The organism is Stenotrophomonas sp. SI-NJAU-1 (assembly GCF_020883215.1).
Lineage (GTDB): Bacteria > Pseudomonadota > Gammaproteobacteria > Xanthomonadales > Xanthomonadaceae > Stenotrophomonas > Stenotrophomonas indicatrix.
Genome location: NZ_CP086598.1, coordinates 1,075,601 through 1,100,595 on the forward strand (window position 1 = coordinate 1,075,601; position 24,995 = coordinate 1,100,595).

Annotated in this window: 22 protein-coding genes and 3 pseudogenes; 14 read left to right on the forward strand and 11 right to left on the reverse strand. The window is 61.8% G+C overall.

Annotated features, from left to right (window positions below; translation table 11 throughout):
* Positions 1-40: 40 nt before the first annotated feature.
* From LMF57_RS04960 to LMF57_RS04980, 5 genes are all read right to left on the reverse strand, one after another.
* Entirely contained in the window at positions 41-436 is a 396-nt protein-coding gene (locus LMF57_RS04960) for a hypothetical protein (RefSeq protein WP_117309721.1), read from the reverse strand.
* Between the two features lie 172 nt (positions 437-608).
* Positions 609-1,286 (reverse strand): Fe2+-dependent dioxygenase, encoded by a 678-nt coding sequence (locus LMF57_RS04965; RefSeq protein WP_229291017.1) that lies wholly within the window; start codon positions 1,284-1,286, stop codon positions 609-611.
* A 51-nt stretch (positions 1,287-1,337) separates the two neighbouring features.
* Positions 1,338-3,662 (reverse strand): catecholate siderophore receptor Fiu, encoded by a 2,325-nt coding sequence (locus tag LMF57_RS04970; RefSeq protein ID WP_229291018.1) that lies wholly within the window; start codon positions 3,660-3,662, stop codon positions 1,338-1,340.
* A 663-nt stretch (positions 3,663-4,325) separates the two neighbouring features.
* Complete coding sequence (locus LMF57_RS04975; protein WP_033830543.1) at positions 4,326-4,658, reverse strand: non-heme iron oxygenase ferredoxin subunit; 333 nt, start codon at positions 4,656-4,658, stop codon at positions 4,326-4,328.
* Positions 4,655-5,194, reverse strand: coding sequence for a GNAT family N-acetyltransferase (locus tag LMF57_RS04980; protein ID WP_229291019.1), 540 nt, complete (start codon positions 5,192-5,194; stop codon positions 4,655-4,657). Before LMF57_RS04980 ends, LMF57_RS04975 begins: the two co-directional genes overlap by 4 nt.
* Positions 5,195-5,434: 240 nt before the next feature.
* On the opposite strand from LMF57_RS04980, the gene LMF57_RS04985 reads away from it, so the two are divergent.
* The 3 genes from LMF57_RS04985 to LMF57_RS04995 are packed head-to-tail and all read left to right on the forward strand — an operon-like array spanning position 5,435 to position 12,021.
* Positions 5,435-10,765: an RHS repeat domain-containing protein gene (locus tag LMF57_RS04985; RefSeq protein ID WP_229291020.1), complete on the forward strand. Its 5,331-nt coding sequence runs from the start codon at positions 5,435-5,437 to the stop codon at positions 10,763-10,765.
* A gap of 3 nt (positions 10,766-10,768) precedes the next feature.
* Positions 10,769-11,722, forward strand: a complete 954-nt coding sequence (locus LMF57_RS04990; RefSeq protein ID WP_208082437.1) for an RHS repeat-associated core domain-containing protein — start codon at positions 10,769-10,771, stop codon at positions 11,720-11,722.
* Positions 11,719-12,021 carry a hypothetical protein gene (locus tag LMF57_RS04995; RefSeq protein WP_208082436.1) on the forward strand — a complete coding sequence of 101 codons (303 nt, stop codon included), beginning with the start codon at positions 11,719-11,721 and terminating at the stop codon, positions 12,019-12,021. The genes LMF57_RS04990 and LMF57_RS04995 overlap by 4 nt, the downstream gene beginning before the upstream one ends.
* Before the next feature lie 74 nt (positions 12,022-12,095).
* Here the strand turns inward: LMF57_RS04995 and LMF57_RS05000 are convergent.
* Positions 12,096-12,631, reverse strand: a pseudogene (locus LMF57_RS05000) (DDE-type integrase/transposase/recombinase); the annotation flags it as partial.
* Position 12,632: 1 nt separating this feature from the next.
* Here LMF57_RS05000 and LMF57_RS05005 point away from each other — a divergent pair.
* From LMF57_RS05005 to LMF57_RS05055, 11 genes and pseudogenes are all read left to right on the forward strand, one after another.
* Positions 12,633-12,767 (forward strand): annotated as a pseudogene (locus tag LMF57_RS05005) (IS3 family transposase); the annotation flags it as partial.
* A gap of 438 nt (positions 12,768-13,205) precedes the next feature.
* Positions 13,206-13,424, forward strand: coding sequence for a hypothetical protein (locus tag LMF57_RS05010; protein ID WP_208082434.1), 219 nt, complete (start codon positions 13,206-13,208; stop codon positions 13,422-13,424).
* Positions 13,421-13,981 (forward strand): hypothetical protein, encoded by a 561-nt coding sequence (locus LMF57_RS05015; protein WP_229291021.1) that lies wholly within the window; start codon positions 13,421-13,423, stop codon positions 13,979-13,981. Before LMF57_RS05010 ends, LMF57_RS05015 begins: the two co-directional genes overlap by 4 nt.
* A 3-nt stretch (positions 13,982-13,984) precedes the next feature.
* On the forward strand, positions 13,985-14,968 hold the full coding sequence (locus tag LMF57_RS05020; protein WP_229291022.1) for an RHS repeat-associated core domain-containing protein: 984 nt from the start codon (positions 13,985-13,987) through the stop codon (positions 14,966-14,968).
* A gap of 16 nt (positions 14,969-14,984) precedes the next feature.
* The gene (locus LMF57_RS05025) at positions 14,985-15,350 is read left to right on the forward strand and encodes a hypothetical protein (protein WP_208082432.1); all 366 of its coding nucleotides are present in this window, start codon (positions 14,985-14,987) and stop codon (positions 15,348-15,350) included.
* Positions 15,351-15,965: 615 nt separating this feature from the next.
* Entirely contained in the window at positions 15,966-16,217 is a 252-nt protein-coding gene (locus LMF57_RS05030; RefSeq protein ID WP_229291023.1) for a hypothetical protein, read from the forward strand.
* A gap of 3 nt (positions 16,218-16,220) precedes the next feature.
* A complete protein-coding gene (locus LMF57_RS05035; protein WP_229291024.1) occupies positions 16,221-17,000 on the forward strand; it encodes an RHS repeat-associated core domain-containing protein in 780 nt (259 codons plus the stop codon).
* Positions 17,001-17,107: 107 nt separating this feature from the next.
* Complete coding sequence (locus tag LMF57_RS05040; protein ID WP_208082429.1) at positions 17,108-17,425, forward strand: DUF5076 domain-containing protein; 318 nt, start codon at positions 17,108-17,110, stop codon at positions 17,423-17,425.
* A complete protein-coding gene (locus LMF57_RS05045) occupies positions 17,418-17,582 on the forward strand; it encodes a hypothetical protein (RefSeq protein WP_208082450.1) in 165 nt (54 codons plus the stop codon). Before LMF57_RS05040 ends, LMF57_RS05045 begins: the two co-directional genes overlap by 8 nt.
* A gap of 109 nt (positions 17,583-17,691) precedes the next feature.
* Positions 17,692-18,047: pseudogene (locus LMF57_RS05050) on the forward strand (transposase); the annotation flags it as partial.
* Between the two features lie 494 nt (positions 18,048-18,541).
* The gene (locus LMF57_RS05055) at positions 18,542-19,009 is read left to right on the forward strand and encodes a hypothetical protein (protein WP_140224798.1); all 468 of its coding nucleotides are present in this window, start codon (positions 18,542-18,544) and stop codon (positions 19,007-19,009) included.
* Between the two features lie 527 nt (positions 19,010-19,536).
* Here LMF57_RS05055 and LMF57_RS05060 read toward each other — a convergent pair.
* The 5 genes from LMF57_RS05060 to LMF57_RS05080 all read right to left on the reverse strand — a co-directional run bounded on the left by LMF57_RS05060 (position 19,537) and on the right by LMF57_RS05080 (position 24,836).
* On the reverse strand, positions 19,537-20,793 hold the full coding sequence (locus LMF57_RS05060) for a cysteine desulfurase (RefSeq protein ID WP_208082922.1): 1,257 nt from the start codon (positions 20,791-20,793) through the stop codon (positions 19,537-19,539).
* On the reverse strand, positions 20,790-22,052 hold the full coding sequence (gene sufD / locus LMF57_RS05065) for a Fe-S cluster assembly protein SufD (protein ID WP_208082921.1): 1,263 nt from the start codon (positions 22,050-22,052) through the stop codon (positions 20,790-20,792). Before sufD ends, LMF57_RS05060 begins: the two co-directional genes overlap by 4 nt.
* The gene (gene sufC / locus LMF57_RS05070; RefSeq protein ID WP_025873980.1) at positions 22,052-22,816 is read right to left on the reverse strand and encodes a Fe-S cluster assembly ATPase SufC; all 765 of its coding nucleotides are present in this window, start codon (positions 22,814-22,816) and stop codon (positions 22,052-22,054) included. Before sufC ends, sufD begins: the two co-directional genes overlap by 1 nt.
* A 73-nt stretch (positions 22,817-22,889) precedes the next feature.
* Positions 22,890-24,365: a Fe-S cluster assembly protein SufB gene (gene sufB / locus LMF57_RS05075; protein WP_117309728.1), complete on the reverse strand. Its 1,476-nt coding sequence runs from the start codon at positions 24,363-24,365 to the stop codon at positions 22,890-22,892.
* A gap of 9 nt (positions 24,366-24,374) precedes the next feature.
* Positions 24,375-24,836, reverse strand: coding sequence for an SUF system Fe-S cluster assembly regulator (locus tag LMF57_RS05080; protein WP_324255955.1), 462 nt, complete (start codon positions 24,834-24,836; stop codon positions 24,375-24,377).
* Between the last annotated feature and the right edge of the window lie 159 nt (positions 24,837-24,995).

The following is a 24,995-nucleotide window of genomic DNA, read 5'->3' on the forward strand; positions in this document are numbered from 1 at the left end:
AGCCGTCGCAACCGCGCAGGCGGTCACGGCGTGCCGTGGATCAGGCGAGCGGCGGCGCCTGGCCGCGTTGCTGGCGGCGCCCGGGCGCATCGGCCCAGGGCATGTCCGGTACGGCCAGCGGCCAGTGCGGACGCGCGCCGGAGGGAACCGACGCAGAGGGAACCAGATCAAGTTCGGTGCGCAGCCAGTGGCTGGCCAGCAACAGCGGCGGGATCGGATTGTCCGTGGACTTGGCCGGTGCCGAGGCGCAGCGCCGCAGTTTGGCCGGCGCTTCTTCCTGCAAAGGGCTTTCGCCGCCGCGCTCTTCCAGCGGCTGCTGCAGCGCCTGCGGCGCGGCAGCGTGGGCGACCGGCAGCAGCGGCAGGGTGCCCAGCAACAGGGTCAGCATCGCCACCCACGCCAGCAGGCTGGCCAGCGCAGGCCGACGGCCGCGCATGGCGGTGCCGAGCTGTACAAGCCGAAGCGGGCGGGGGCGGAACGGACGACGCAAGCGGAGATCCCTGGCTGGCCGGAACATCCGGCGTCAACGGGGTGTGATTGTAATGAGACCCGTTAGCCGTTGTAAATGAGAATGATTGCTAAATTGCCGCAAGGGTGGCCTGATCGGTTCAGACCTCGCTCCAGCGCCGCAGCAGGTTGTGGTACACGCCGGTCAGCTGCAGCACCGCGTCGGCATCGCCATCGGTCTGCCGCAGGCGCTCGATGGAGGTATCCATCTCCCACAGCAGACGACGCTGCACATCGTCGCGGATCATGCTCTGCACCCAGAAGAACGATGCCACGCGCGCACCGCGGGTGACCGGATTGACCTTGTGCAGGCTGCTGGAGGGATACACGATCAGATCACCGGCCGGCAGTTTCACTTCGTGCTCGCCGTAGGTATCACTGATGATCAGCTCACCGCCGTCGTACTCGTCCGGGTCGGACAGGAACAGCGTGCAGGAGACGTCCGAGCGCAGCTGCTCGCCGTTGGCCAGGTTCATCACCGCGCCATCGACGTGGAAGCCGTAGGTGCCGCCGTCGCTGTAGCGGTTGAAGCGCGGTGGCAGGTACTTCAAGGGCAGCGCGGCGGCAAAGAACAGCGGGTTGCGCTTGAGCGCGGCCAGCACTGCGGAGGCCAGCGCGGCCTTCAGCGGTGAGGCATCGGGCAACTGCTCGTTGTGTTTGACCTGCGCACCCTGTGAGCCGACCGTCTCGCGTCCGTCGGTCCAGTCGGCAGCGTCCAGCCGCTGGCGGATCTGCGCCACTTCTTCAGGTGCAAGCACGTTGGGGATGTGCAGCAGCATGGCGGTTCCTCATCGATGCGCGGGGGAGACGGGCTCCCCCGCGCCGTGACATCAGAAGCGGACGTCCGCGCTGAGCAGGAAGGTGCGCGGGGCGCCCGGGGTGTAACGGTAGCCGCTCTTGTTGATGCTGGCCACGTACTGCTTGTCGAACAGGTTGTAACCGTTCAAGCGCAGCGAGATGGAGTCATTGAGCGCCCAGGACACGACGGCGTCATAGACAACGTAGGACTTGGTGAACGATGGGGTACCCACCGCACCGTCGGTGCCACGGTGCATGCCACCGGCATAGCGCACGCCGCCACCGATGGTCAGGCCGAAGGGCAGGGTGTAGCTGGTCCAGCCGGTAAACGTGTCGGCCGGGGTGTAGGTCAGGTTGGTGGTGCCATCGGCGGCTACCTTGGCACCTTCCTTCACCTCGGTGTCGAGGTGGCTGTAGCCGGCGGTGACCGACCAGTTGTCGGTCAGGCGACCGACTGCCGAGAGCTCCACGCCCTTGACCCGCTTGCTGCCGGTCTGGGTCGGGTTGCCGGCATCGTCGAGCACGGTGGTGTTGATCTCGTTGTCTACGTCGGTCTGGAACAGCGCCAGATTCACTGCAAGCGCGTCATCCAGGAACGCCCACTTGCTGCCCACTTCGAAGGTTTTGGCCTTCTGCGGGTCGAGCTTGGGGTTGTCGGCACTGCTGGCCGAGCTGCTCAGCTGGAAGTTCGCGCCGCCAGGAGGCTGCTGTGAGACGGCATAGTTGGCATAGATGCTGACCGTCTCGCCCACTTTGTACAGTGCACCGAGCTTCCAGTTCAGCAGCGTGTCGGACGCTTCCAGGGTCGGGTTGCGCAGCACGGTGCCGGTTGGATTGCTGCCGCATGCCGGGCCACCGCGACCACCGCACACCGATGCGCTCGCGTACTCGGTCTTGTAGTGGTCGGCGCGCACGCCCGCGGTCAGCAGGAAGCTCTCGCCGAAGGACAGGGTATCGAACAGATAGGCCGAGGAGGTTGTGGTCTTGCCGTGGGCATCGGCGCCATTGTGCGCCCAGGTCAGCCCGCCCACGTTCCAGTCGGGGTTGTACAGATTCGCTGCCGGCCAGGTGGTGCCGCCGGTGGCGGCCTGCCCGTAGCTGTCCAGCTCTTCGCGGGTGAATTCCAGGCCGGTGCTCAGCGCATGACCGACGCTGCCGGTGTTGAAGTCGGCGCGCAGGTTCAACTGATCGGTGAGGATGGTGTTGCGCTGGTCCTTGAAGGTCGGCAGGCTGCGCGCGATCGCGTAGGTCGATAGATCGGCCGGATTTGTGTAGCTGATGTTGCCGGTCGGGCGGCCATTCGCACCGCGAACGCCGGTACCCATGAAGGCCGTCAGCAGGTAGTCCTGTTCTGTGCGGCCCCAACGCGTGGTGTTGGTCAGGCGCAGGGTGTCGCTGAAGTCGTGTTCGAAGCGGAACGTGGCCATCTTCGCGGTCACGTCATCATGGTCTGCACGCGTACCGTAGAAGTTCTCCGGGTTCACCGGATGACCGGCCAGCGCTTCCAGGGTCGGCTGCGCGGTCCAGCCAGGCAGGCCCAGGGTCGGCACGCCGCCATCGGGCACGTTGTCCTGCTTCACGTACAGCAGGTTGAGGTAGTAGCGGGTAGCGGTGCCCAGGCCGAAGGCCAGCGATGGCGCAATACCCCAGCGCTTGTTCTGCACATGGTCGCGGCCCGGCTGGTCGCTGTCCTGCCACATCGCATTGACGCGCAGCGCGCTGGTCGCACCCAGCGCCTGGTTCCAGTCGCCGGTGGTGCGTCGCTGCTGGTCGCTGCCCAGCGACACGCTGGCCGACGTCGCGCCCTGCAGATTGGCCTGCTTGCTGACCAGATTGATCGCACCGGTCGGTGCGGAGCGGCCATTGTCGGTGCCGGCCGGGCCCTTCGTCACTTCCACCTGTTCGATGTTGAACACATCGCGCGAGATCGAGCCAAGGTCGCGCACGCCGTCGACGAACAGGCTGTTGGAGGTGTCGAAGCCACGCATGAACAGTGCGTCGCCGGTGGTGGTGTTGCCGTTTTCACCGGCATAGAAGGTGCCCACGCCGGGGCTGTTGCGCAGTGCCTCGGTCAAGGTGGTGGCACCCTGCTGGTTGAACAGGTCGCTGGTGATGATCTGGATGGTCTGCGGGGTGTCCTGCAGGCGCTGTGTGAACTTGGGCGAGGCAACCTTGTCAGCCTTGTAGCCGCGAACTGCATGGACGTCGACCTTGTCCAGCGTGCGGGCGTTGTCGGTGGCTTCGGCGTGGGCCAGCGCAGGCAGGGCGACCAGGCCGAGACCGGCAGCGAGGCTGGCGGTGGCCAGCGGCAGGGTACGAAGCGGCGAAGCGTGCTTGCGGCTCTTGATCGGGTTCATGGGCATCTGCAGAGAAGGAACAGGAAGGAGCCGCCGGCGCTGGACAGCGCGGCAACAGGAAGGGAAAGCGGAATGCGGTTCAGCGGCTGCGCAGCGCGCAGAAAAGCGTCAGGCCAGCTGCGCAGGCGGTGCGTGCGAAGGCGGTTGGCGACGACCGGGCGCGGGCACCGGCGGACCAAGCATGGTCGGCGCAGGAGCGTTTACGGGGGAATGCTCTGGGGGCTGCAGGCACAGCCGCCGCGGTGCCGGTGGCTTGTCGCCTCGACTTCCTTCCGGCTCGGATTCCGCGCGCTGCATCGCGTGTTCGTGCGGCGGCGCGTAGGGGGGCGAAAACGGGGCTGCGTCCTGGGCGTAGGTTCCGGGCGCACCACCTGTCGGCGTGCTCCGGCCTTCCTGCAACGCTGACCAGCCCAACCACAGAGTCAGCAGCGCGGCCACAAGCAGTGGCCAACCCCGACGGGCAAGCTGGCACAGCAGAACGGTAGGCGCGGGCGAGGCCATGGCGCAGGTGGAGTCGTGACGAAGATGTTAGTTAGCATAACACCAACGATAATGATTCGCATCTGCGTGATTTGTAAGCGGCTCCGAGTTGCCCGCAGGGCCCCTGAAAGGCCCTCCAGGCGCCCGTCAGGAGAACCACCCCGTGGGTGGGTGCCCTGGGCTTCAATCGCGGTCGTCGCGGGTCCAGATGGCGTCGTGTTCGCGCTTCACCGGAAACTTCGGTACCGCGGTGTAGGCCGGCGCACACAGGGCGCGGCCATCACGCACGTCGAAGCGCGCGCCATGCAGTACGCATTCAACGCTGCCCTCGGTGGTGTTGAACTCACCCGAGGACAGCTCGAACTCCTCGTGCGTGCATTGGTCTTCCAGCGCGTACAGTTCGCCGTCGAGGTTGAACACCACGATCGGCGTACCGGTGACTTCGTCGAACACGCTCTTCATTTCGCCCGGCAGCAGTTCGGCGCCGGCGCAGACAAAGGTCCAGGCCTCGCTCACGCGGTGGCCCCGGCCAGCGGCTTTTCCAGGATCTCGAAGCGCAGGTCGTCGCGCTTGGGGATGCCGAAACGTTCATCGCCATACGGGAACGGCTTCTTGATGCCGGTGCGCTGGTAACCGCGGCGCTCATAGAAGGCGATCAGTTCGTCGCGGATGTCGATCACGGTCATCTGCATCACCGGCACGTTCCATTCGCGTGCGGCGAGGGCTTCGGCCGCGTCCATCAACTGCTTGCCGACGCCGCCGCCCTGCTGGGCCGGGTCGACCGAGAACATGCCGAAGTAGCCCTTGCCGTCGACGTCGGCGACGTGGGCACAGGCCACGAGTTGGCCGTCGCGTTCGGCCAGCAGGATGGTCGAGCGCGGGCGGTCCAGGTCGCCCTGGATGCCTTCGGCATCGACGCGGGCGCCGTCCAGCAGGTCGGCTTCGGTGGTCCAGCCGACGCGGCTGGCGTCGCCGCGGTAGGCCGAGGTGACCAGGGGGATCAGGGCGGGGATGTCGGCCGACGTGGCGGCGCGGAAGGTCAGGGTGCTCATGGGGGCATTCTAGGTGGGGCGGGAGCGGGCGGGGAGAGTGCTGCGTCGGCCGGCTTTGCCGGGTATGGCGGATACGCCATGTTGACACCTCCTTCATTTTTCATTCATAAATGGGTCAATGCCCGCCCACCGCGTTCAAGCGTGTGGTTGTCTGCCGGAGTGGGCACCGTCTGATCCGATCATCGACAGGGCTCGATGTGGACGGGGCTCTCAAGGAAGGTCGATCCAGGGAGGATCATCATGCAGTCACGGCTCATTGCTCATCCGCGCGCGGTAAACGGCATCAAAGGCCTGCTTCTGACAGCACTGGCCTTCTGCGTACTGGCACCGGTTCCCGCCTCCGCCCAGATCGTGCCGACCTGGCGCCAGGAGTACGACAAGCGCTTGAAGTACGGCGACCTGGTCGAGCCCTTGAAGGGCGAGATCTTTGGCGAGCAGGTCAACCTGTATGACGGTTCGATCAGCTTCAAGGCCACGGATATTTCGATTCCGGGCAATGGTGGCTTGTCGGTGTCGCTTAGCCGCAGTTACAGCGACGTCAGCGGCAGTGCAAACGACAAGGAGTATGGAAACTGGGATCTGGACATCCCATCACTTTCAGGCACATACGGAGACCAGCCCGAAACCGCGGTCGGCGGGCATTGGACGCCAAGCGCACGCTGCTCGACAGTTTCCGCTCCCCCGTCGTTGGACGTCTGGAACTACAAACATACCCAGACCATCAGTTTTGCCCCCTACACCTATTGGGAGGGGGTAAGGCTTTCGTTGCCGGGAGGAGGTGGTGAAACCGTCCTTGCGGGCAGTGGGGACGCACGCCAGCCAACGCCGCAGGTTGGCACGCCAACTCCCTGGAATACGAAAGGGGGATGGTTCTTCTCCTGCCTCAGTTCGCTCAAGAGTGGTCAGCCGGGCGAGGGCTTCCTGGGGCACGCGCCAGACGGAACCAAGTACTACTTTGACTGGATGGTGGCGCGCGAGAACGAGTCTGCTGTTCTTCAGCCCTACGACACCATCACCCATGCCACCCTGAAGCGAAAAAAGGTCTTCCTCTATCCTTCGCAGGTCGTTGATCGTTTCGGCAACTGGGTCCGCTACGAGTGGAGTGGTGGGCGATTGGATCGAATGGTCGCCAACGATGGGCGCAGCATCAGCCTTTCCTATGATTCCTTGGGGCGCATTGCATCGGCGGCGGCATCGGGCCGAACCTGGACATATGGCTATGCTCCTACCGGTGAATTGCAGTCGGTTACTTTGCCGGACGGGACGGCATGGGGCTACAACCTGCCGCCGGTCTATGTGACGAAGAAGTACCAGGAGTACACCGGGCAGCCTGTGAGTGACTACATGGAAACCCCGGCCCTCTGCGCGAAGACGAACAAGATCGTGCAGACGGAAGTTACAGCCTCCATCACGCATCCATCCGGTGCGGTGGGAATCTTCGTCTTCCGGCCATTCCGGCATGGGCGCAAGAATGTGCCATTCAATTGCCAGACCTCAGGTGATGAGCAGCTGCTGGCCGATGGGTGGAATCTCACGCCCATCTATCGTGACGCGATGTCGCTGGTTGCCAAAACCATCAGTGGTCCCGGCATGCCTACCGCTCAATGGAGTTATCAGTACACAAATCTGGGATGGGAGTACGACAGAAGGGTCGACCAGGCTGGGTGGCCGATGATCCCGGTGGGGCTGGCAGAACCCAAGATTACGATTGAAACCCTCCCCGATGGGGTCATCCGGACATACGAATTCGGTAAGGAAGTCGGCTACAACGACGGTCTACTGCTGTCCACGACCACCAGCTCTGGCGGCGCGGTGGTTCGCACGGAGCGCAACAACTACTACCCGGACGCGCAGCTTGCCAGCGCACCGTTCCCGCATGAGGCAGGACGGAATCTCAAGTACGGCGCCAGGGAGTTGGGTGAGCACCTGAATCGCCCAGTGCAGAGCACCAGCGTGAATCAGGATGGCGTGCAGTTCACCCGTACGGTGCAGAGCTTTGACGCCTTCGTCCGCGAAGTCACCGTCGTCGAAGCGAATTCCGCCGGACAGAGCCGTACCAGCACCACGACCTACTACGACAATCCGACGCTATGGTTGAATGGTCAGACCGCGCGCAGTGTCCTCAATGGTATTGAGCAGTCGCGCACCGAGTTCGACACCGCCACTGCGTTGCCGCTGCGCGCCTATGCATTCGGCCGCCTGGCGCAGCAGGTGACCTATGCGGCCGATGGCACTGTGGCGTCGGTAGCCGATGGCCGCGGCAACACCAGCCATCTGTCAGCATGGAAACGCGGCATTCCGCAGCAGTTGCGGATGCCAGCCACGGCTGAATCTCCCAATGGAGCGACGCGCACCGTTGTGGTGGACGACAACGGTTGGATCACCTCGTTGACCGATGAAATCGGTGCGACCACCAGTTTCAGCTACGACAGCATGGGGCGCCTACGCAGCCAGCAGTTCCCTGGTGGCGACACCGTGAGTTGGAATGCGGTGACCATGGACCTGCAGCGGTTGGGCGGAGCGCAGTTCGGCGTGCCGGCTGGCGCATGGAAGCATTCCCGAACCCAAGGCGGTAGACGGACCGACACTTATCTGGACGCCATGTTCCGCCCGGTGCTGGTCACTGAAAATGCAGACAACGTTCTCGATAGCGCAGTCGTGACCCGCTACGACACCAGCGGCAAGACGGTGTTCGCGTCCTATCCGGTTCGCCAGCTTTCCGACATCAATGCGTCGTTTGACGGCACCACCACCCAGTACGACGCGTTGGGCCGACCGGTCGTGGTCAGCCAGTCGTCCGAGCTTGGGGCACTGGTTACCCGCACCGAGTACGTGGGCAACCTGTCGGTGAAAGTGACCAATCCGCGCGGCCAGTCGACCACAACACGGCATCTGGCCTATGACCAGCCCAGCTACGAGATGCCGCTGACGCTGCAGCACCCGGAAGGCGTGGTGACCGAGATCCAGCGAGACACACTGGGCAAGCCGCTGGCGATTACACGCCGCAATGCAGACGGCAGCCAGTCGCTGACCCGCCGTTATGTCTATGACGGTTACCAGCAGCTGTGCAAGACCATCGAGCCGGAAACTGGTGCGACAGTGCAGGACTACGACGTGGCAGGCAACGTGCTGTGGTCGGCGGCTGGCACGGGTTTGACCAGCACCACCGACTGCAATCGCACCGAGGCGCTTGCCAGCGGGCGCGCGGTGAAACGCAGCTATGACGCCGCCAACCGCCTGTCGACCTTGATCTTCCCGGACGGCCGTGGAAACCAGACCTGGTCCTACACGGCGGACGGACTGCCGGTCGAAATCAGCACGCAGAACGACCCGGCCCGGCCGATGGTCGTCAATCGCTACCAGTACAACCGTCGCCGCCTGCTCAGCGGCGAAACCCTGCAGCATCCAGACTTCGGCAATCTGAGCCTGGCCTATGGCTACGATGCCAACGGCACGCTGGCCAGCAACACTTACCCGGGTGGGCGTGTGGTCAGCTATGCGCCAGATGCACTGGGTCGGGCGACCATCGTCGGCGGTTATGCGAAAGAGGCCAGCTACTTCGCCAACGGCGCGCTGGCGCGTTTCGCGTATGGCAACGGGATCGTGCACACGATGACCCAGAATGCCCGCGGGCTGCCGGACCGCAGCCGTGATGCCACTGCAGCGGCTGCAGTGCTCGATGACAGCTACGACTACGATGCCGGCGGCAACGTGATGGCCATTTCCGATGGCCTGCCCGGGGCGCCCGGCAACCGGGACATGACCTATGACGGCCTGGACCGGCTGCGCGCGGTCACTGCGCCGGGCTTCGGCAATGCGCTGTATGAATATGATGCGCTGGACAACCTGCGTCGGGCCAAGGTCGGCAGCCGCGATCGTACGCATTACTTCGATCCGACCAACCGCTTGGTCAACGTGATCGAAACCGGCACCGGGGCAACCGTAATCGGCCTGGGCTATGACGTGCAGGGCAATCTTTCGGTGCGCAATGGTCAGCCCTTCACGTTTGACTACGGCAACCGGCTGCGTGCGGCAGGTACGGCAGAGAATTATGAGTACGACGCCCATGGGCGTCGAGTGAAAGCCAGCGCAAGCGGCACGGGCGCGATCTATTCGTTCTACGACAACGGCGGCGTGCTGCGTTTCCAGCGCAACGAGCGTACCGGCAAGCAGGCAGACTACCTCTACCTTTCCGGCAGCCTGGTTGCCCAGGTGCACGGTGAGGCCGCACCCAGCGTTCCCGCGCTGAGTGCGCCGGGCTACATCACCCAGGGCAGCGTGAATCTGACCTGGAGCCTGGCTGGTGGCGCCAACCGCTACGAACTGCAGCGTGCCTTGGCGGGCACGTGGAGCAAGATCTTCGACGGCGCGGCGCAATCGTTCACCAGCACTGGCCTGGTCACGGGTACCTATCAGTTCCGTGTACGCGGCTGTCGCGTGGTGTGCGGCGGATGGAGCAATGTCGCGTCAGTCGCCGTGGCATTGGCGCCATCCACCGTGCCGACCTTGAACGTACCTGCCACGGCCTTCAATGGCAGTTACAGCGTGGCATGGTCTGCGGCTTCCGGTGCCGAGCGCTATGACCTGGAGGAAAGCACCAATGGCGGCGCATGGACCCAGGTGCACAACGCCATCAGTCAGTCCAAGGCCTTCAGTGGGAAGGGAGCAGGCAACTACAGCTACCGGGTCCGTGCCTGCAATCCGGTTGGGTGCACGGCGTACAGCGCAACTGCGGCGGTGATGGTGGTGTATCCGCCTGCCACTGCGCCCGGGCTCTCCGCGCCGGCGCGCTCGGCACCGGGCAGCATTGGCATCGGCTGGAACGGGATTGGTGGTGCTGACCGCTACACGCTGCAGGAAAGCACCAATGGCGGTGGCTGGGTGACGCTGGTGGATGCACACGTGGTGTCCTTTGCAACGCCCGCACGTGGTGTGGGGAGTTATGCCTACCGCGTCGCGGCCTGCAACGGCGCTGGATGCGGGCCGTGGTCGGGATCTGCAACAGTTGCCGTGATCGGTGCGCCGACGATCGAGCCGGTGATCAACGCTCCAGGGCTGGTGAATGTGCCGCAGTACAGTCTCAGTTGGTCTGTGCCTGCCAACAGCGAAAGCTTCATCCTGGAGGAGAGCGCCAACGGCGGCGGATGGACCGTGGTGCATAACGGCGGTGCGAACAGCTTCGCCACGGACCGCGGCAAGGGCAGCTATGCCTATCGCGTGCGCGCCTGCAACTTCGTGGGCTGCAGCCCTTACTCGGGCATCGTGACGGTAACAGTGGCACTTCCGCCTGGGATGCCCCATTTCTATCTGGCCGAATGGCTGACCACGCGCAAGGCGCCCTATCAGGTGCAGTGCTCGGTGGGGTGGAGCCAAATGGCCGATGCCACCGAGTACCAGCTTGAGAGTGGTGGCGGTGGAAAGCGTCTGTATACCGGGCCCAACGCCTATGTGAGTGCAAACGGCAATGCCTACTGCGCCGGTGACTATCGCGTGCGTGCCTGCAATGCAGGCGGCTGTTCGCCATGGTCAGCCGACCATCCCGTCACGCAAGGCGTACTGAACTGGGATTGAGCCATGAATGGAATCACTTCTCTACTGATTCGTGCGGTGCTGCTTGTTGTGGCGACGATGGCCAGTGCTGCGCCGGCTGCGGCCCAGGAAGTGGTGGAATACATCCACACCGATGCATTGGGCTCACCGGTGGCGATCACCGATGCCAGCGGCAATGTCATCGAGCGCACGGTGTATGAGCCGTATGGGGCCGTGGTGAACCGGCCTTTGAAGGACGGGCCCGGCTTCACGGGGCATGTGACGGATTCGGAGACCGGGCTTAGTTATATGCAGCAGCGGTACATGGATCCGGCGTTAGGGGCTTTCCTGAGCGTTGATCCAGTGACCATCTACAGCAAAGGGGACATGCGGCACTTCACTCCCTACGCGTATGCTTACAACAATCCGTACAAATTTAATGATCCAGACGGGCGATGCGGAGCGTGTGATCGACACAGTGATCAATTCGCACGTGATGCCGCTGCCGGAAAAACGGATGTTTATAGCCCAATGGTAAAGCCGGCCTCGGCAATAGCTGTGGCGGCTCTTCCGGCTTCGCCAGTTGTTAGAGCGGTTATTGCTATCGCAAGATCAGTAACTACGCCAAACAGAAATCAAGGTTCCGAAGGAGCGGGAGCATCGCCAAAGGGGGATCCGCACGCTCCCGGAGATGTGCCCAATGCCAATGTGATTGTGCGAGGTGGGGCTGGCGAGATGCCTGCGCAAGGAAGCACCTTCTCTGGTTCTCAAGGACGCTCCGTTCAAGAAGCAGGGGCTGGAGTTCCGCACGGGACCATTCGAACTTCCACCGCAGGGCAGATTCGAGCGGGTGGAGGAAAGGTGGATGTCGCGCCTGAGCCTACTCGAGCTGGAAATGTTAACTTCCAACACGTGAATGTTGCGGAGGGCCGTGGCGCGCCAAGTAGCTTCAGTCCCCCTCAGTCAAACCCTGTCCCAAAACTAGAACGCATAAAATGAAGATTCCGCAAGGTAAATTTACTGTATGTGAATATCGGGACTTTTACGACATCCCGCGACTAGTGGTGGCAATGGATGAGTTTGGTCGAGTATGGGTGCTGGACTGCGAGTTCAATGAGATCCTTGATGATTACGAAGATTACTATCGCGTCTACCTGCTAGGCCAAGGTGAATCCCCCGGTGAGGCTATCTCAAATCACTTGGATGGGGAGCGCGCTGCTGAAGTAGTAAAGATTCCAACTTCATCTGTTCATTTCGACGTAACCAGAAGAAGTTCATTCGTATTGGAGGGGGCGTGAACAGAGTCGCTCTTCCCTCTGCTTTAGAAGTGCTGTGAACCACCCCGACCTTCTTGAAGGCTATTTGGTTTGAGTCAGGCCCCCCGGGCCTGGCCGACGTGCTGCCGATAATAAGCCGCTTCGGCTTTCGCTGGTGGGATGATATGCCCGATCGGCGCCAGCAGGCGTTTGTGGTTGAACCAGTGCACCCAGTCCAGCATGGCCAGTTCTATCTACTCGCGGTTGCGCCACGATTTGCGATGGATCACCTTGGCCTTGTACAGCCTGCTAATAGTCTTGGTCAGGGCGTTGTCGTATGTGTCGCCCACGCTGCCCACCGATGACTCGATCCGGGCTTCGGCGTGCCGCTCGCCGTGGCAGATACTGACGTATTGCGTCCCCTCTGTCGGAGTGGTGGATCAGCTCACCGTCCCGTTGCCGGGCGTGCAAGACCTGCCAGCGCATCGAGTACGAAGTTCGTGCCCATTGAGGGTAGGGCTTTCCAGCCCACGATCGACTGCGCGTAAACGTCAATCGCACACGCCATGTGCAGCTTGCCCTGCCAGGTCGAGGCATAGGTGAAGTCGCTCAGCCACAACGCGTTCGGCCAATCGGCGTAGAACTGGCGGTCGGATACCGTCTGGTCCATGGACTTCATGAGTGATGCGCTGGCCTGCGGCAAACGATTCCGAACGTTCAATGTGGTCGACGACTTCAACCGCGAGGTGCTGCACATTGAGGTGGATACCTCGCTCAACTCCGGCCGTGATGGCGAGGATGTTGTTGGCCTCGGCCCCCATCCCGAAGGCCTCCTTGCGCTGTTGAACGCGTGTACCGCTGTGAAGGCGCTGCGTTAGTGACGTGGCTGTCTCTGAATAGGTCGGATATTCCGAGATGAAACTTAATAGAATGCTCTGCACGGCTTTCATCGTGTTGATCCTTCTAGCCGGTTGTGGGCATCAGCAGGAAGGGCAGGTGGCCCGCACAACTGCGTGTGGAGTCAGTGATCGTCTGGTTTGTCGAGTGAGCTTCAGAGCGCTCGCAACGAATCCCGACCGATACGACGTCAAATCCGTTCGGGTGAGGGGTATCTTGGGGTGATTCGGGGACTCTTTGTATTGAGCTCAAGCGAAGAGTCGTTCGAGGCTGGAGTGACGGACGAGACTGAGGTTCGAATCCGAGGGCCAGTAGATCTACAGCGCCGCGTGTTTGATCAGCATGCGTATCCGTGGGTGTCCGTAGGCGGGGCGTTCAGGCTGAGGGAAAAGGATGCGTCGACTGACGATCTGCTTCTCGGCGAAATCCATGCTCCGCTCGATGTCCGATCTCTGCGGAACCCGGCGCAGCTCTTCGGTGAAGTGCGCCAGCAGCTCGGCTTCGCGGGCTTCCCCGTTTTCCTGGCCGGGCTGCTGCCGGAGCGATGATCGGCGCGCCGACGATCGAGCCGGTGATCAACGCCCCAGGGCTGGTGAATGTGCCGCAGTACAGTCTCAGTTGGTCTGTGCCTGCCAACAGCGAAAGCTCCATCCTGGAGGAGAGCGCCAACGGCGGCGGATGGACCGTGGTGCATAACGGCGGTGCGAACAGCTTCGCCACGGACCGCGGCAAGGGCAGCTATGCCTATCGCGTGCGCGCCTGCAACTTCGTGGGGTGCAGCCCTTACTCAGGCATCGTAACGGTAACAGTGGCACTTCCGCCTGGGACGCCCCATTTCTATCTGGCCGAATGGCTGACCACGCGCAAGGCGCCCTACCAGGTGCAGTGCTCGGTGGGGTGGAGCCAAATGGCCGATGCCACCGAGTACCAGTTTGAGAGTGGTGGCGGTGGCAAGCGTCTGTATACCGGGCCCAACGCCTATGTGAGTGCAAACGGCAATGCGTACTGTGCCGGCAACTATCGCGTGCGTGCCTGCAATGCAGGCGGTTGCTCGTCGTGGTCAGCCGACCATCCTGTCACCCGCGGTGTACCGAGCTGGGACTGAGCCATGAATGGAATCACTTCTTTACTAATTCGCGCAGCGCTTCTTGTGGTGACGATGCTGGCGTGTATTGCGCCGGCAGCAGCCCAGGAGGTGGTCGAGTATATCCACACTGACGCACTGGGCTCACCGGTGGCGATCACCGATGCCAGTGGAAATGTCATCGAGCGTACGGTATATGAACCGTATGGTGCCGTGGTCAATCGGCCGTTGAAGGATGGTCCAGGGTATGCCGGGCATATGACGGACTCTGTAACCGGGTTGAACTACATGCAGCAGAGATACTTCGACTCAAGTTTGGGTACCTTCCTCTCGGTGGATCCAGTCACTACTGTCGAAAATCCCTATGCAAATTTCCAGCGTTACAGATATGGAAATGGGAATCCCTACAAGTTCGTCGATCCGGATGGCGCTGATGCGATATATTTTTCAGATGTCAATGTTCTGGTGATTCCGGTTAATTTTACGGGTCCCGCTGCAACAAAATCCAATGTGGAAGCGATCAGGAGTCGGGTTGATTCAATTGCTTCCGAGTATCGAGGGATTAAGGTTCGTTTGCAGGTCCTGGGTTCCGCCGGTGGTCATGGCCAGAATTCAATGAATTTGGGGCCTGGAAAGGATTATGCAAACTATCCTCGTGCCGGCCAGGGGGTATATGGCGGAATCGGCGGGAGGACGGCTCATATCGATAGCTCCGAGAGCAACTGGATAGGCGCGGCAGTTCACGATATCCTGCATTTTGCAGGCGCCCCGGAGGGGTATCGTGATGTGGGGTCGCGAGATGGGCGTACATCGAGCCCCATGGAGGGGTACTCTTCCGATCATATTATCGCTGATCGAAATGGTACGCGAATTACTGCGAGAGATGAGGATGCGATGCTGAGTAATGACACGACATCGAGGCATCGGTTGAGCGATTTCAAGGGGGTCTTTAGGGTTGAGGGGCGACTTGATGAAAAACGCCTCGATAAGCAGTTTTCAGGGAAATAACCAACCGGATATTCCGATGAATATTTCAACTTTATTGGCCTCCGTCATATCAATTTTTCTTCTTTCTTCCTGCGGTCAGCAGCGCGGCTGCCATTTGCAGGTTATCAATCAAGATCATGACAGTTCATCATCCCAGAAAATCTTTGCTGAAGTGGATGACGTCATTCGTTCGCGCTCTGTGGATGGCGGCGTCGAAGTAAAGGCGGAGTTGGTGGTGTCGCAGCTTGAGCTGTCCCGGGAAGGAAAGAGAAGGAGGAGGCTTTTCTATGTATTGATGGATGGGGAGGGGAGGTTCATGGATGCATCCACATGTGATGTCGGAGAAGGTCAATGTGCTTCGGTTGTTTCGAAAAAAATGGTGAAACTATGTGGCGAGGTCTGAATTTATTGCATTAAGCCATCGGAGCATATATTAGTGAGTAAAGTCCAGTATTCTGATCGCATTCGAAGATCAATAGTCGTAATTTTTGCAGCGATTTGCCTGGCTGGCCTTGTTGCGTGTACTAGTGAAGTGGCGAGTTCAGGTGGGGTTGTCAATCATCTCCCGAACAATGCAAGGGCAAATCAATACGCTGCGGCGCTCCGCTCCAGTTCTGTCGCCGGAGGCGCATCGAGGGAGCAAATGTGTGAGGTCCATTTGATTGATGTTCGGCAGTCATTCGATCAGGAGGGGAATGAAAAGCTGAGAAGCTATTTCGTTTTGACCAATTATCGAGGAATTTTTGTGTCGGCGGACACCTGTGGACTGTCCGTGGGTGACTGCGTTGCAGTTATTGCAGAGAGGTCGAGTTCTGAATGTCGACTGCCGCCGAGAGATTAGGAGAGCGCCAACGGCGGCGGCTGGGCTGTGGTGCATAACGGCGGTGCGAACGGCTTTGGTGCCAGCCGTGGAAAAGGCAGTTATGCCTACCGGGTGAGAGCCTGCAACTTCGCCGGGTGTAGCCCCTACGCAGGCATTGCGACGGCTGTAGTCGCACTTCCGCTGGGCACGCCAAGGTTGATTACGCGCAATGCGCCGTATCAGGTGCAGTGCTCGGTCGGCTGGAACAAAGTGGCCGATGTCACCGAGTACCAGATTGAGAGTGGTGGCGGTGGCAAGCGTCTGTATACCGGGCCCAACGCCTATGCGAGTGCAAACAGCAATGCGTACTGTGCCGGCAACTATCGCGTGCGTGCCTGCAATGCAGGCGGTTGCTCGTCGTGGTCAGCCGACCATCCTGTCACCCGCGGTGTACTGAGCTGGGACTAAGCCATGAATGGACTCTCTTCGCTGTTGATTCGGGCGTCACTTGTGCTGGCGGGGCCGGTGGCCTGTGTGGCGCCGGCGGTCGCCCAGGAAGTTGTCGAGTACATTCACACTGACGCACTGGGGTCACCGGTGGCGATCACCGATGCCAGCGGCAATGTCATCGAGCGCACGGTGTATGAACCGTATGGAGGCGTGGTCAATCGGCCGTTGAAGAATGGGCCGGGGTATACGGGGCATGTGACGGACTCGGAGACCGGGCTGAGTTACATGCAGCAGCGATATATGGACCCTCAGTTGGGCCGGTTTCTGTCAGCGGACCCCGTGACGGCCTATCAGCAGCCCGTTTCAAACTTCAATAGCTATGTCTATGCGCTGAACAATCCTTACAAGTTCACCGACCCAGATGGAAGGGATGTCACTTGCAATCAAAGCTCTTGCACGATCGAAAGTCGTTCACTCGGCGAAGCGATCGTGGACTATGGGGCCGTTGCTATCATTTACGCTCGGCGACTACTCGAAAATGCAATTGCAGAGTCCCAGCAAAACGAGTCCCAAGGCCCAACCCCTGAGCCAGGAACCACTAGCAGTGATGAAGGTTGCATTTATTGTGTAAGTGGCGAGAACACGAGCTCAGGCAAAGACTACATTGGCTCGACGGACGACCTCGATAGTCGTGCACGCGATAGATCAGATGGTCGCGACCGAAGGGGGGGGCTGAGAAGGTCGACTCTTACAAGAAGGGAGATCGCACCGACAGGCAGAATAAGGAACAGAAAGCGATGAATGATCGTGGCGGCAAGGATGGCTTGGACAATAAACGTAATGAAGTGGCACCAAAAAGATGGCAGGAGCGCGGAATTGATCCCCCAACGGCAAAGTGAGGTTTCGCAATGAACGAGCGCCCGATTCCTAAAGCGGCTTTGGAAGACGAGAACTCTGTTGAGATGCTACGAGTGTGGATTGCGAAAAGAGGACTCCACTGTTCAATGAAGGTTGGCATGTATCGGGAGACAACCAATATCTCAGAAGAGAAGGCGTGGGGTGTCATCCTTGCGGATGCTGCCCGAAACATTGCTGACGCGCTTCATTCGGGATATGGAGTTGACGCGAAAACTGCCTTGCATCTTATACAAGAGAATTTTCATGCCGAATTGGATGATCCGACATCTAGTACAAAGGGTGGATTCGTGAATCGCAATGATGCCTGATGCGGAAGTGAAAATTTCCAAGCCGATCCTGAAGGGCGTCACCGTCTATTACGCGAAAGCTGCTGTTTTCACGATCGCCAGCTATGGGTTGCTGCGTCTCGTGTACGGGCATACAGGGCGGTCTCAACTTGCAAGCGCAACACGTGAGTTGAATTGAGCGAACTCTTCTTCCAGCGCTTGATTGGGCGTCTTCCAGCCAAGGGTGGACCGGCCAGGATTTCGTAGACATCTCAGAGCCATAATCAATGGAAGCGAGAGAGGTGTCTATGGCAAGCAAGCAGTACACCGATGAGTTCAAGGCCGAGGCGGTCAAGCAGGTTACCGAAAGAGGCTTTGCTGTAGCCGAGGTTGCCAAGCGGCTGGGGGTCTCATCCCACAGCCTTTACCAATGGCTCCGCAAGGCCAAGCGCGAGGCCTTGGCGGGCACGCCAGAGGGGTCGATGTTGCCGACGCCCAGGGACTCAGCCGAGGTGCGTCAGTTGAAGGCCGAGGTGAAACGCCTGACTGAAGAGCGCGACATCCTAAAAAAAGCCGCGGCGTACTTCGCCAAGGGGTGATGGCGAAGTACGCTTTCATGCGTGAGCACTTGGGCGAGTTCAGGCTGACGGCAATGTCTCGAGTGCCTGACCCTTGATCAGGCACAGCAGCAAATCGGGCGAGATGGCCGTCTGATGCTGAGAATTGTCGGCGGATCGGCGGCGGCGGGTGCAACCGGTGGCGCAGCGGCCGAAGGTGGAGGATTCGTATCAGCGCTGGTTGCGGCAATGCGAGGCACCATAACTGCGGGGAAGGATTTTTCTCAAGCGCAGAAGTACATTGACTCAATCGCAGATCAGCTGGGGCCCACCGGGGGACGCGCAGGCAGAAGAACCAGCCAGTATGAGGGACATGGTGGCGATGCCGGCGCAAAGAAAATGTTCAATGTCTTGACGCGCGGTAAGTCTGAGGCTCGGGATGGGGGGCAGCTAGGGAAATTGGGTGACGGCTCAGTGGTCCAGATGAGCGCAAGAATTACGAGAGATGGATCGGGTGAGACTTCAGTGCGGCTCAGTACTGAGCGAACCGGGACCAAGATCAAAGAGGTTATCAAGGTTAGGTTTAAGGAGGAGTAGGCTCATGTTTGGTGACGATTCCCAGCTGTTTATGAGATATGTGAAAGGGCGATGGAATTCTGTATACCCTTGGTCGCTGTCAATTGTGGACTGCTACTTTGTATGGGCTGCATTTTCCAGGATCTCTGCGTCTGAGCGGGTGCTGCTTTCGAGAATATCTGCGAGTGGCAAGCAGATTGAGGAGGTTGTGATAGCGGATGCTTATGATGTTTATGAAATTGATAGTCGCGCTGCCGGTTTCGAGGTTGTGCTTCGACACGATGCCTCCGACTCTCTGTGCTATTGGGATGTCCATGAACGTTTTGTTCTGGCTGTAGGTGGTCGAGATTTTTTGGAGGTCGCGAGCCCCTATCCGGGTGATATAGAGAAACATCGCTATATTGAGGAGATGATGCATATGGAGATGTTCGGGGTTGATGAGCCGCCAGAGGCGATTTATGCGGCTGTCTCCAATCGCTTCTCTGGCAAGTAGGATCAGTGCCGGTGTCCAGCGCTCCAGCTGATTGAGCCGGATGATGCAGCGCTATTTTTCACCCGCACCGGCCTGGTCGCCGGTACCTGCCAGCTTCGGGTGCGCGGTTGCCGCGCAGTGTATGGCGGTAGGGGCAACGTCGCCTTGGTGGCCCTCCGATCATCGCCGTCCACCATGCCGACCCTGAACGTGCCGGCCACTGCCTTCAATGACCGTTGTAGCGTGGGTTGGTCTGCGGCTTCCTATGCCGAGCGCACAGCTGCAAGCCGCCGGCTACGGTGCGGCGAAGCTGGCGCGAGTAAAATATGATCCCAGCCGTACTCACTGCTTGATTGGCCGCAACATTCATACGCAGGTGACCTCGTGTTGCTAGCGATGTGTATGCAGAAGTAGGGCCGATTTTGGGTTTGCCTATGCAGATGACATTTACGGTTGTCGTTCCGCAGGTCAGCATTGGCAGTCGCTAGAAACAGAAACGCCGCGGTCTCCCGCGGCGTTCTCGTCTTTGCCAACTGCTGCTGGAAAACTCACCCCAACAGCTTCCGCACCTTCGTCAATGCGGTCATGAACCGTTCGATCTCTTCATGCGTGTTGTAGAACGCCAGCGAAGCGCGGCAGGTCGCCGCCACGCCGTAGTACTGCAGCAGCGGATGCGCACAGTGCTGGCCCGAACGCACGGCCACACCTTCCAGATCCAGAAGCGTAGCCAGGTCGTGCGCGTGCGCCCCGTCAATCAGGAACGACACCACCGCGGCCTTTTCCGGTGCCTCGCCGATGATGCGCAGGCCATCGACCCGGCGCAGCTCTTCGGTGAAGTGCGCCAGCAGCTCGGCTTCGCGCGCTTCCACGTGGTCCAGGCCGACGTCCTGCAGATAGTCGGCCGCCACGCCCAGGCCGATGAAACCGGCGATGTTCGGGGTGCCGGCTTCGAACTTGTGCGGGGCGTCGTTGAACACGGTGCCGTCGAAGCTGACTTCCTTGATCATCTCGCCGCCGCCCAGGAACGGCGGCATCGCGTCCAGATGCTCGCGACGCGCCCACAGCGCACCGGTGCCGGTCGGGCCGCACATCTTGTGGCCGGTGATGGCGTAGAAGTCGCAGCCGATCGCGGTGACATCGACCTTGCGGTGTGGTGCGGCCTGCGAGCCGTCGACCACGGTGACGATGCCGCGCTTGCGCGCTTCACGGCAGATCTCGCGCACCGGGTTGATGGTGCCGAGCACATTGGAGACATGGGCCACGGCCAGCAGCTTGACCTCGGCGGTCATCGCTGCGCGCAGTGCGTCCAGGTCCAGCGCGCCGTCGGGGGTGATCTCGGCCACGCGGATGGTCGCGCCGGTACGCTGGGCGACCAGCTGCCACGGCACGATGTTGGCGTGGTGTTCCATGCGCGACACCAGGATCACGTCGCCGGCCTTCAGCCGGGGCAGGGCCCACGAGTAGGCAACGAGATTGATCGCGAAGGTGGTGCCGCTGCACAGCACCAGGTCGTTGCTGCGCACATTGAGGAAACGGGCCAGCTTGTTGCGTGCCCCTTCGTAGGCGTCGGTGGCCTCGGTACCCAGCGCATGCACGGCACGGCTGACGTTGGCGTTGTAGCGTCGGTAGAACTCGTCCACCGCGCCGATCACCTGCACCGGCTTCTGGCCGGTGTTGGCGTTGTCGAAATAGACCAGCGGCTTGCCGTGCACTTCGCGCATCAGCAGCGGGAAGTCCAGGCGCACGCGCGCCCAGTCGGGGGCGTCGGCGGGTGCTTCGATCGGTCGCGGGGTGGACAGGTTCATGCCACGCCCGCCTCGGCCAGGGCCTTGTCCAGCCGGCGTGCCAGCTGTTCGCGCAGCGCTTCGGGCAGCACCTTCAGCGGTTCGTGGCAGAACGCGGCGCTCAGCAGCGCCTGCGCCTGGGCCTGCGGCAGGCCGCGCGAACGCAGGTAGAACAGCGCGTTGGCGTCGAGCTGGCCGACGGTGGCACCGTGTGCGGCCTTCACTTCGTCGGCGTCGATCACCAGCGTCGGCTGGGTATCGATCTCGGCGTCGGGCGACAGCAGCAGGTTCTTGTTGGACAGGTTGGCGTCGGTGCCATCGGCACCGGCACGGATCTGGATGCCGCCATGGAACACCACGCGGCTGCGGTTGGCGGCCACGCCACGCCACTGCAGCTCGGCGCTGGTGTCGCGGGCGATGTGGTCGATGCCCAGGCGGGTATCGACGTGGCGGCGACCGTTGCCGAGCAGCACGCCATTGGCGGTCAGCTGGGCGTTGTCGCCTTCCAGACGCACGTTCAGCTCATGGCGGCTGAGCGCGGCACCCAGCTCCAGGTCCACGCGGTGGTACTGCGCGTCCTTGGCCAGCACCGCGTCGGTACGCAGGAAGCTGGTCTGGCGCGCGCTGCCGGCCTGCACGCGGGCGTGCTTGAGCACCGCATCGCGGGCGACGTGGGCGTGCAGTACCGTGTTGTCCAGATGCGCCGAATCACCGACGCTGAAGCGGTGCTCGACCACGCCCAGGCTGGCGCCGGCACGCAGTTCGATCAGGTGCCGGTGGTGCCAGGCCAGATCGGTGTCGCCGGCCACGCTGGCGAATACCAGCTGCAGCGGCACCTCGACCTGCACGCCATCGTCCACGCGCAGCACCACGCCTTCATCGGCGAGGGCGGCGTTAAGACGGGCGAATACTTCGTCGCTGCGCTCGTAGCGGCGGCCGAGGAAGCGCACGGCGTCCTCGCCAGCGGCCAGTGCGGAAGACAGCGTTTCCAGCTGCACGCCGGCCGGCAGGCCCTGCACGTCGCTCAGCGCGTCGTTGAGGCGGCCATTGACGAACACCAGGCGCGGTGCCGGGATGTCCTCCAGCGAGGTGGCATCCAGCAGCGCCGGGGCCAGCGGAGCAGCCGCGAAGCTGCGACGTTCCAGCTGGCGCAGCGAGGTGTACTTCCAGGTTTCGCTGCGTGCGCCGGGCAGGCCGTCGCGCAGCACGCTGTCGAGCACTTCGCGGCGCGCATCGCTGCCACAGAAGGCCTGGGCCATGGAGTCGAGCAGGGCGCTCATCAGACCGCCGCCTCGGGCACGACCCGGTCCTTCAGGAAGTCATAGCCGTGCGCTTCCAGTTCCAGCGCCAGTTCCGGGCCACCGCTCTTGACGATGCGGCCATCGGCCAGCACGTGCACCACGTCCGGCTTGATGTAGTCCAGCAGGCGCTGGTAGTGGGTGATGACCAGGAACGAGCGGTCGGCGCTGCGCAGCGCGTTGACGCCGTCGGCCACGCTCTTCAGTGCATCGATGTCCAGGCCCGAATCGGTTTCGTCCAGGATCGCCAGCTTCGGCTCGAGCACGGCCAGCTGGAAGATCTCGTTGCGCTTCTTCTCGCCACCGGAGAAGCCTTCGTTGACGCCACGGTGCAGCAGTTCGTCCTTCAGGTGCAGGACGGCCAGCTTCTGCCGCACCAGCTTGAGGAACTGCATGGAATCGAGCTCTTCCTCGCCGCGCGCCTTGCGCTGTGCATTCAGCGCGGCGCGCAGGAAGTAGGTGTTGTTCACGCCGGGGATTTCCACCGGGTACTGGAACGCCAGGAACAGGCCGGCAGCGGCGCGCGCTTCCGGGTCCTGGTCGAGCAGGTCGACGCCTTCGAACTGCACGCTGCCTTCGCTGACCTCATAGCCGTCGCGGCCAGCCAGGACATTGCCCAGGGTGGACTTGCCGGCGCCGTTGGGGCCCATGATGGCGTGCACCTGGCCGGGCTTCACTTCCAGGGACAGGCCCTTGAGGATTTCCTTGTCGCCGATGCGGGCGTGGAGGTTTTCGATCTTCAGCATGGTGGGGGTTTCCGTGGTGCGGGCCGGGGCCCGCCGGTAAAGAGAATGCGTTGTGCGAGGGCAGGGTGGGCGATCAGCCCACCGAACCTTCCAGCGAGACTTCCAGCAGCTTCTTGGCTTCCACCGCGAATTCCATCGGCAGTTCGCGGAACACCTGCTTGCAGAAGCCGTCGACGATCATCGACACCGCGTCTTCCTGGCTGATGCCACGGGCGCGGCAGTAGAACAGCTGGTCGTCGGAGATCTTCGAGGTGGTCGCCTCATGCTCGACGGTGGCGCCCGGGTTCTTCACCTCGATGTAGGGGAAGGTGTGGGCGCCGCACTGCTTGCCGATCAGCAGCGAATCGCACTGGGTGTAGTTGCGCGCGCCGTCTGCGTTGCGGTCCACCTTGACCAGGCCACGATAGGTGTTCTGGCCGCGGCCGGCGCTGATGCCCTTGCTGATGATCTTGCTCTTGGTGCGCTTGCCGACGTGGATCATCTTGGTGCCGGTGTCGGCCTGCTGGCGATGGTGGGTCAGTGCCACCGAGTGGAACTCACCGACCGAGTCGTCGCCCAGCAGCACGCAGGACGGGTACTTCCAGGTGATCGCCGAGCCGGTCTCGACCTGGGTCCAGGTGACCTTGCTGCGCGCGCCACGGCATTCGGCACGCTTGGTGACGAAGTTGTAGATGCCGCCGACGCCGTTCTCATCGCCCGGGTACCAGTTCTGCACGGTGGAGTACTTGATCTCGGCATCTTCCAGCGCCACCAGTTCGACCACTGCGGCATGCAGCTGGTTCTCATCGCGCATCGGCGCGGTGCAGCCTTCCAGGTAGGACACGTACGCCTTGTCCTCGCAGATGATCAGCGTGCGTTCGAACTGGCCGGTGTGGCCGGCGTTGATGCGGAAGTAGGTGCTCAGTTCCATCGGGCAGCGCACGCCCTTGGGAATGAACACGAAGCTGCCATCGGAGAACACCGCCGAATTGAGCGCGGCGAAATAGTTGTCGCCCACCGGCACCACGGTGCCCAGGTACTGTCTGACCAGTTCCGGGTGCTCCTTGATGGCTTCGGACATCGAGCAGAACACGATGCCCTTTTCGGCCAGTTCCTTGCGGAAGGTGGTACCGACGGACACCGAGTCGAACACTGCGTCCACCGCTACGCCGGCCAACTTGGCGCGCTCGTGCAGCGGCACGCCCAGCTTGTCGTAGGTGTCCAGCAGTTCCTTGGGCACGTCATCCAGCGAGGCGTACTTCGGGCCCTTCGGCGCGGAGTAGTAGCTGAGCGCCTGCAGGTCGATCGGGGCGATCTGCAGCTTGGCCCAGTTCGGCATCGGCATGGTCAGGAAGTGGCGGTAGGCGTCCAGGCGCCACTGCGTCATCCATTCCGGCTCTTCCTTCTTGGCCGACAGGGCGCGGATGGTGTCCTCGTCCAGGCCGGCGGGAAGGGAGTCCGACTCGATGTCCGTGATGAAGCCAGCCGAATACTTGCGGCCGAGCTGCTCATGGATCTCGCGGTTGGGGGTGTCGTCGCTGGCGACGGTTTCGATGGTTTCGGTGGCCATGGGGGCTGCCTACGGATCAGGAGACGACGTCGACAGCGATGGTGCGGCGCTGTTCTTCGTCGACAAGGGGAAGAGGGGCAGGATCTGCGCCAGGCTGACATCGCGCAGGGCCTCGGAGACCACGTCGTTGATCAGCCGCCAGCTGCTGCGCGCGCCGCACTTGGGCGCCATGCCGCACTGGTGGTGGTCGTGGCTGCACTCGGTCAGGGCCAACGGCCCTTCCATGGCTTCAACCACTTCAAACAGCGAGATCTCGATCGATGGGCGGGTCAGCCGGTAACCGCCGCGGACCCCGCGCAGGCCTTCGACCAGGCCGGCCTGGGCCAGTGGCTTGAGCACCTTGCTGACGGTGGGTGGCTCCAGACCGGTGAATTCGGCCAGCTCGGTGGCACTGAGCACCTCGCCCGGACGGGCGGCGAGCACGGTCAGTACGACGGTGGCGTAATCGGTGAGCTTGGTGACGCGCAACATGGGATGCGAGTGGTTCTTAAAGCGGACTGAAATTGTACGCTTTTATTCGCCGGCATCCAACCCGGCCATTCAGCGGGCGCTTGGGCCCAGCCGGAGGGCAGTCGCCAAGGGCCGCCATCGGGGCGACATGCTGGGGCATGGGGGTGATTTTCGCAATCA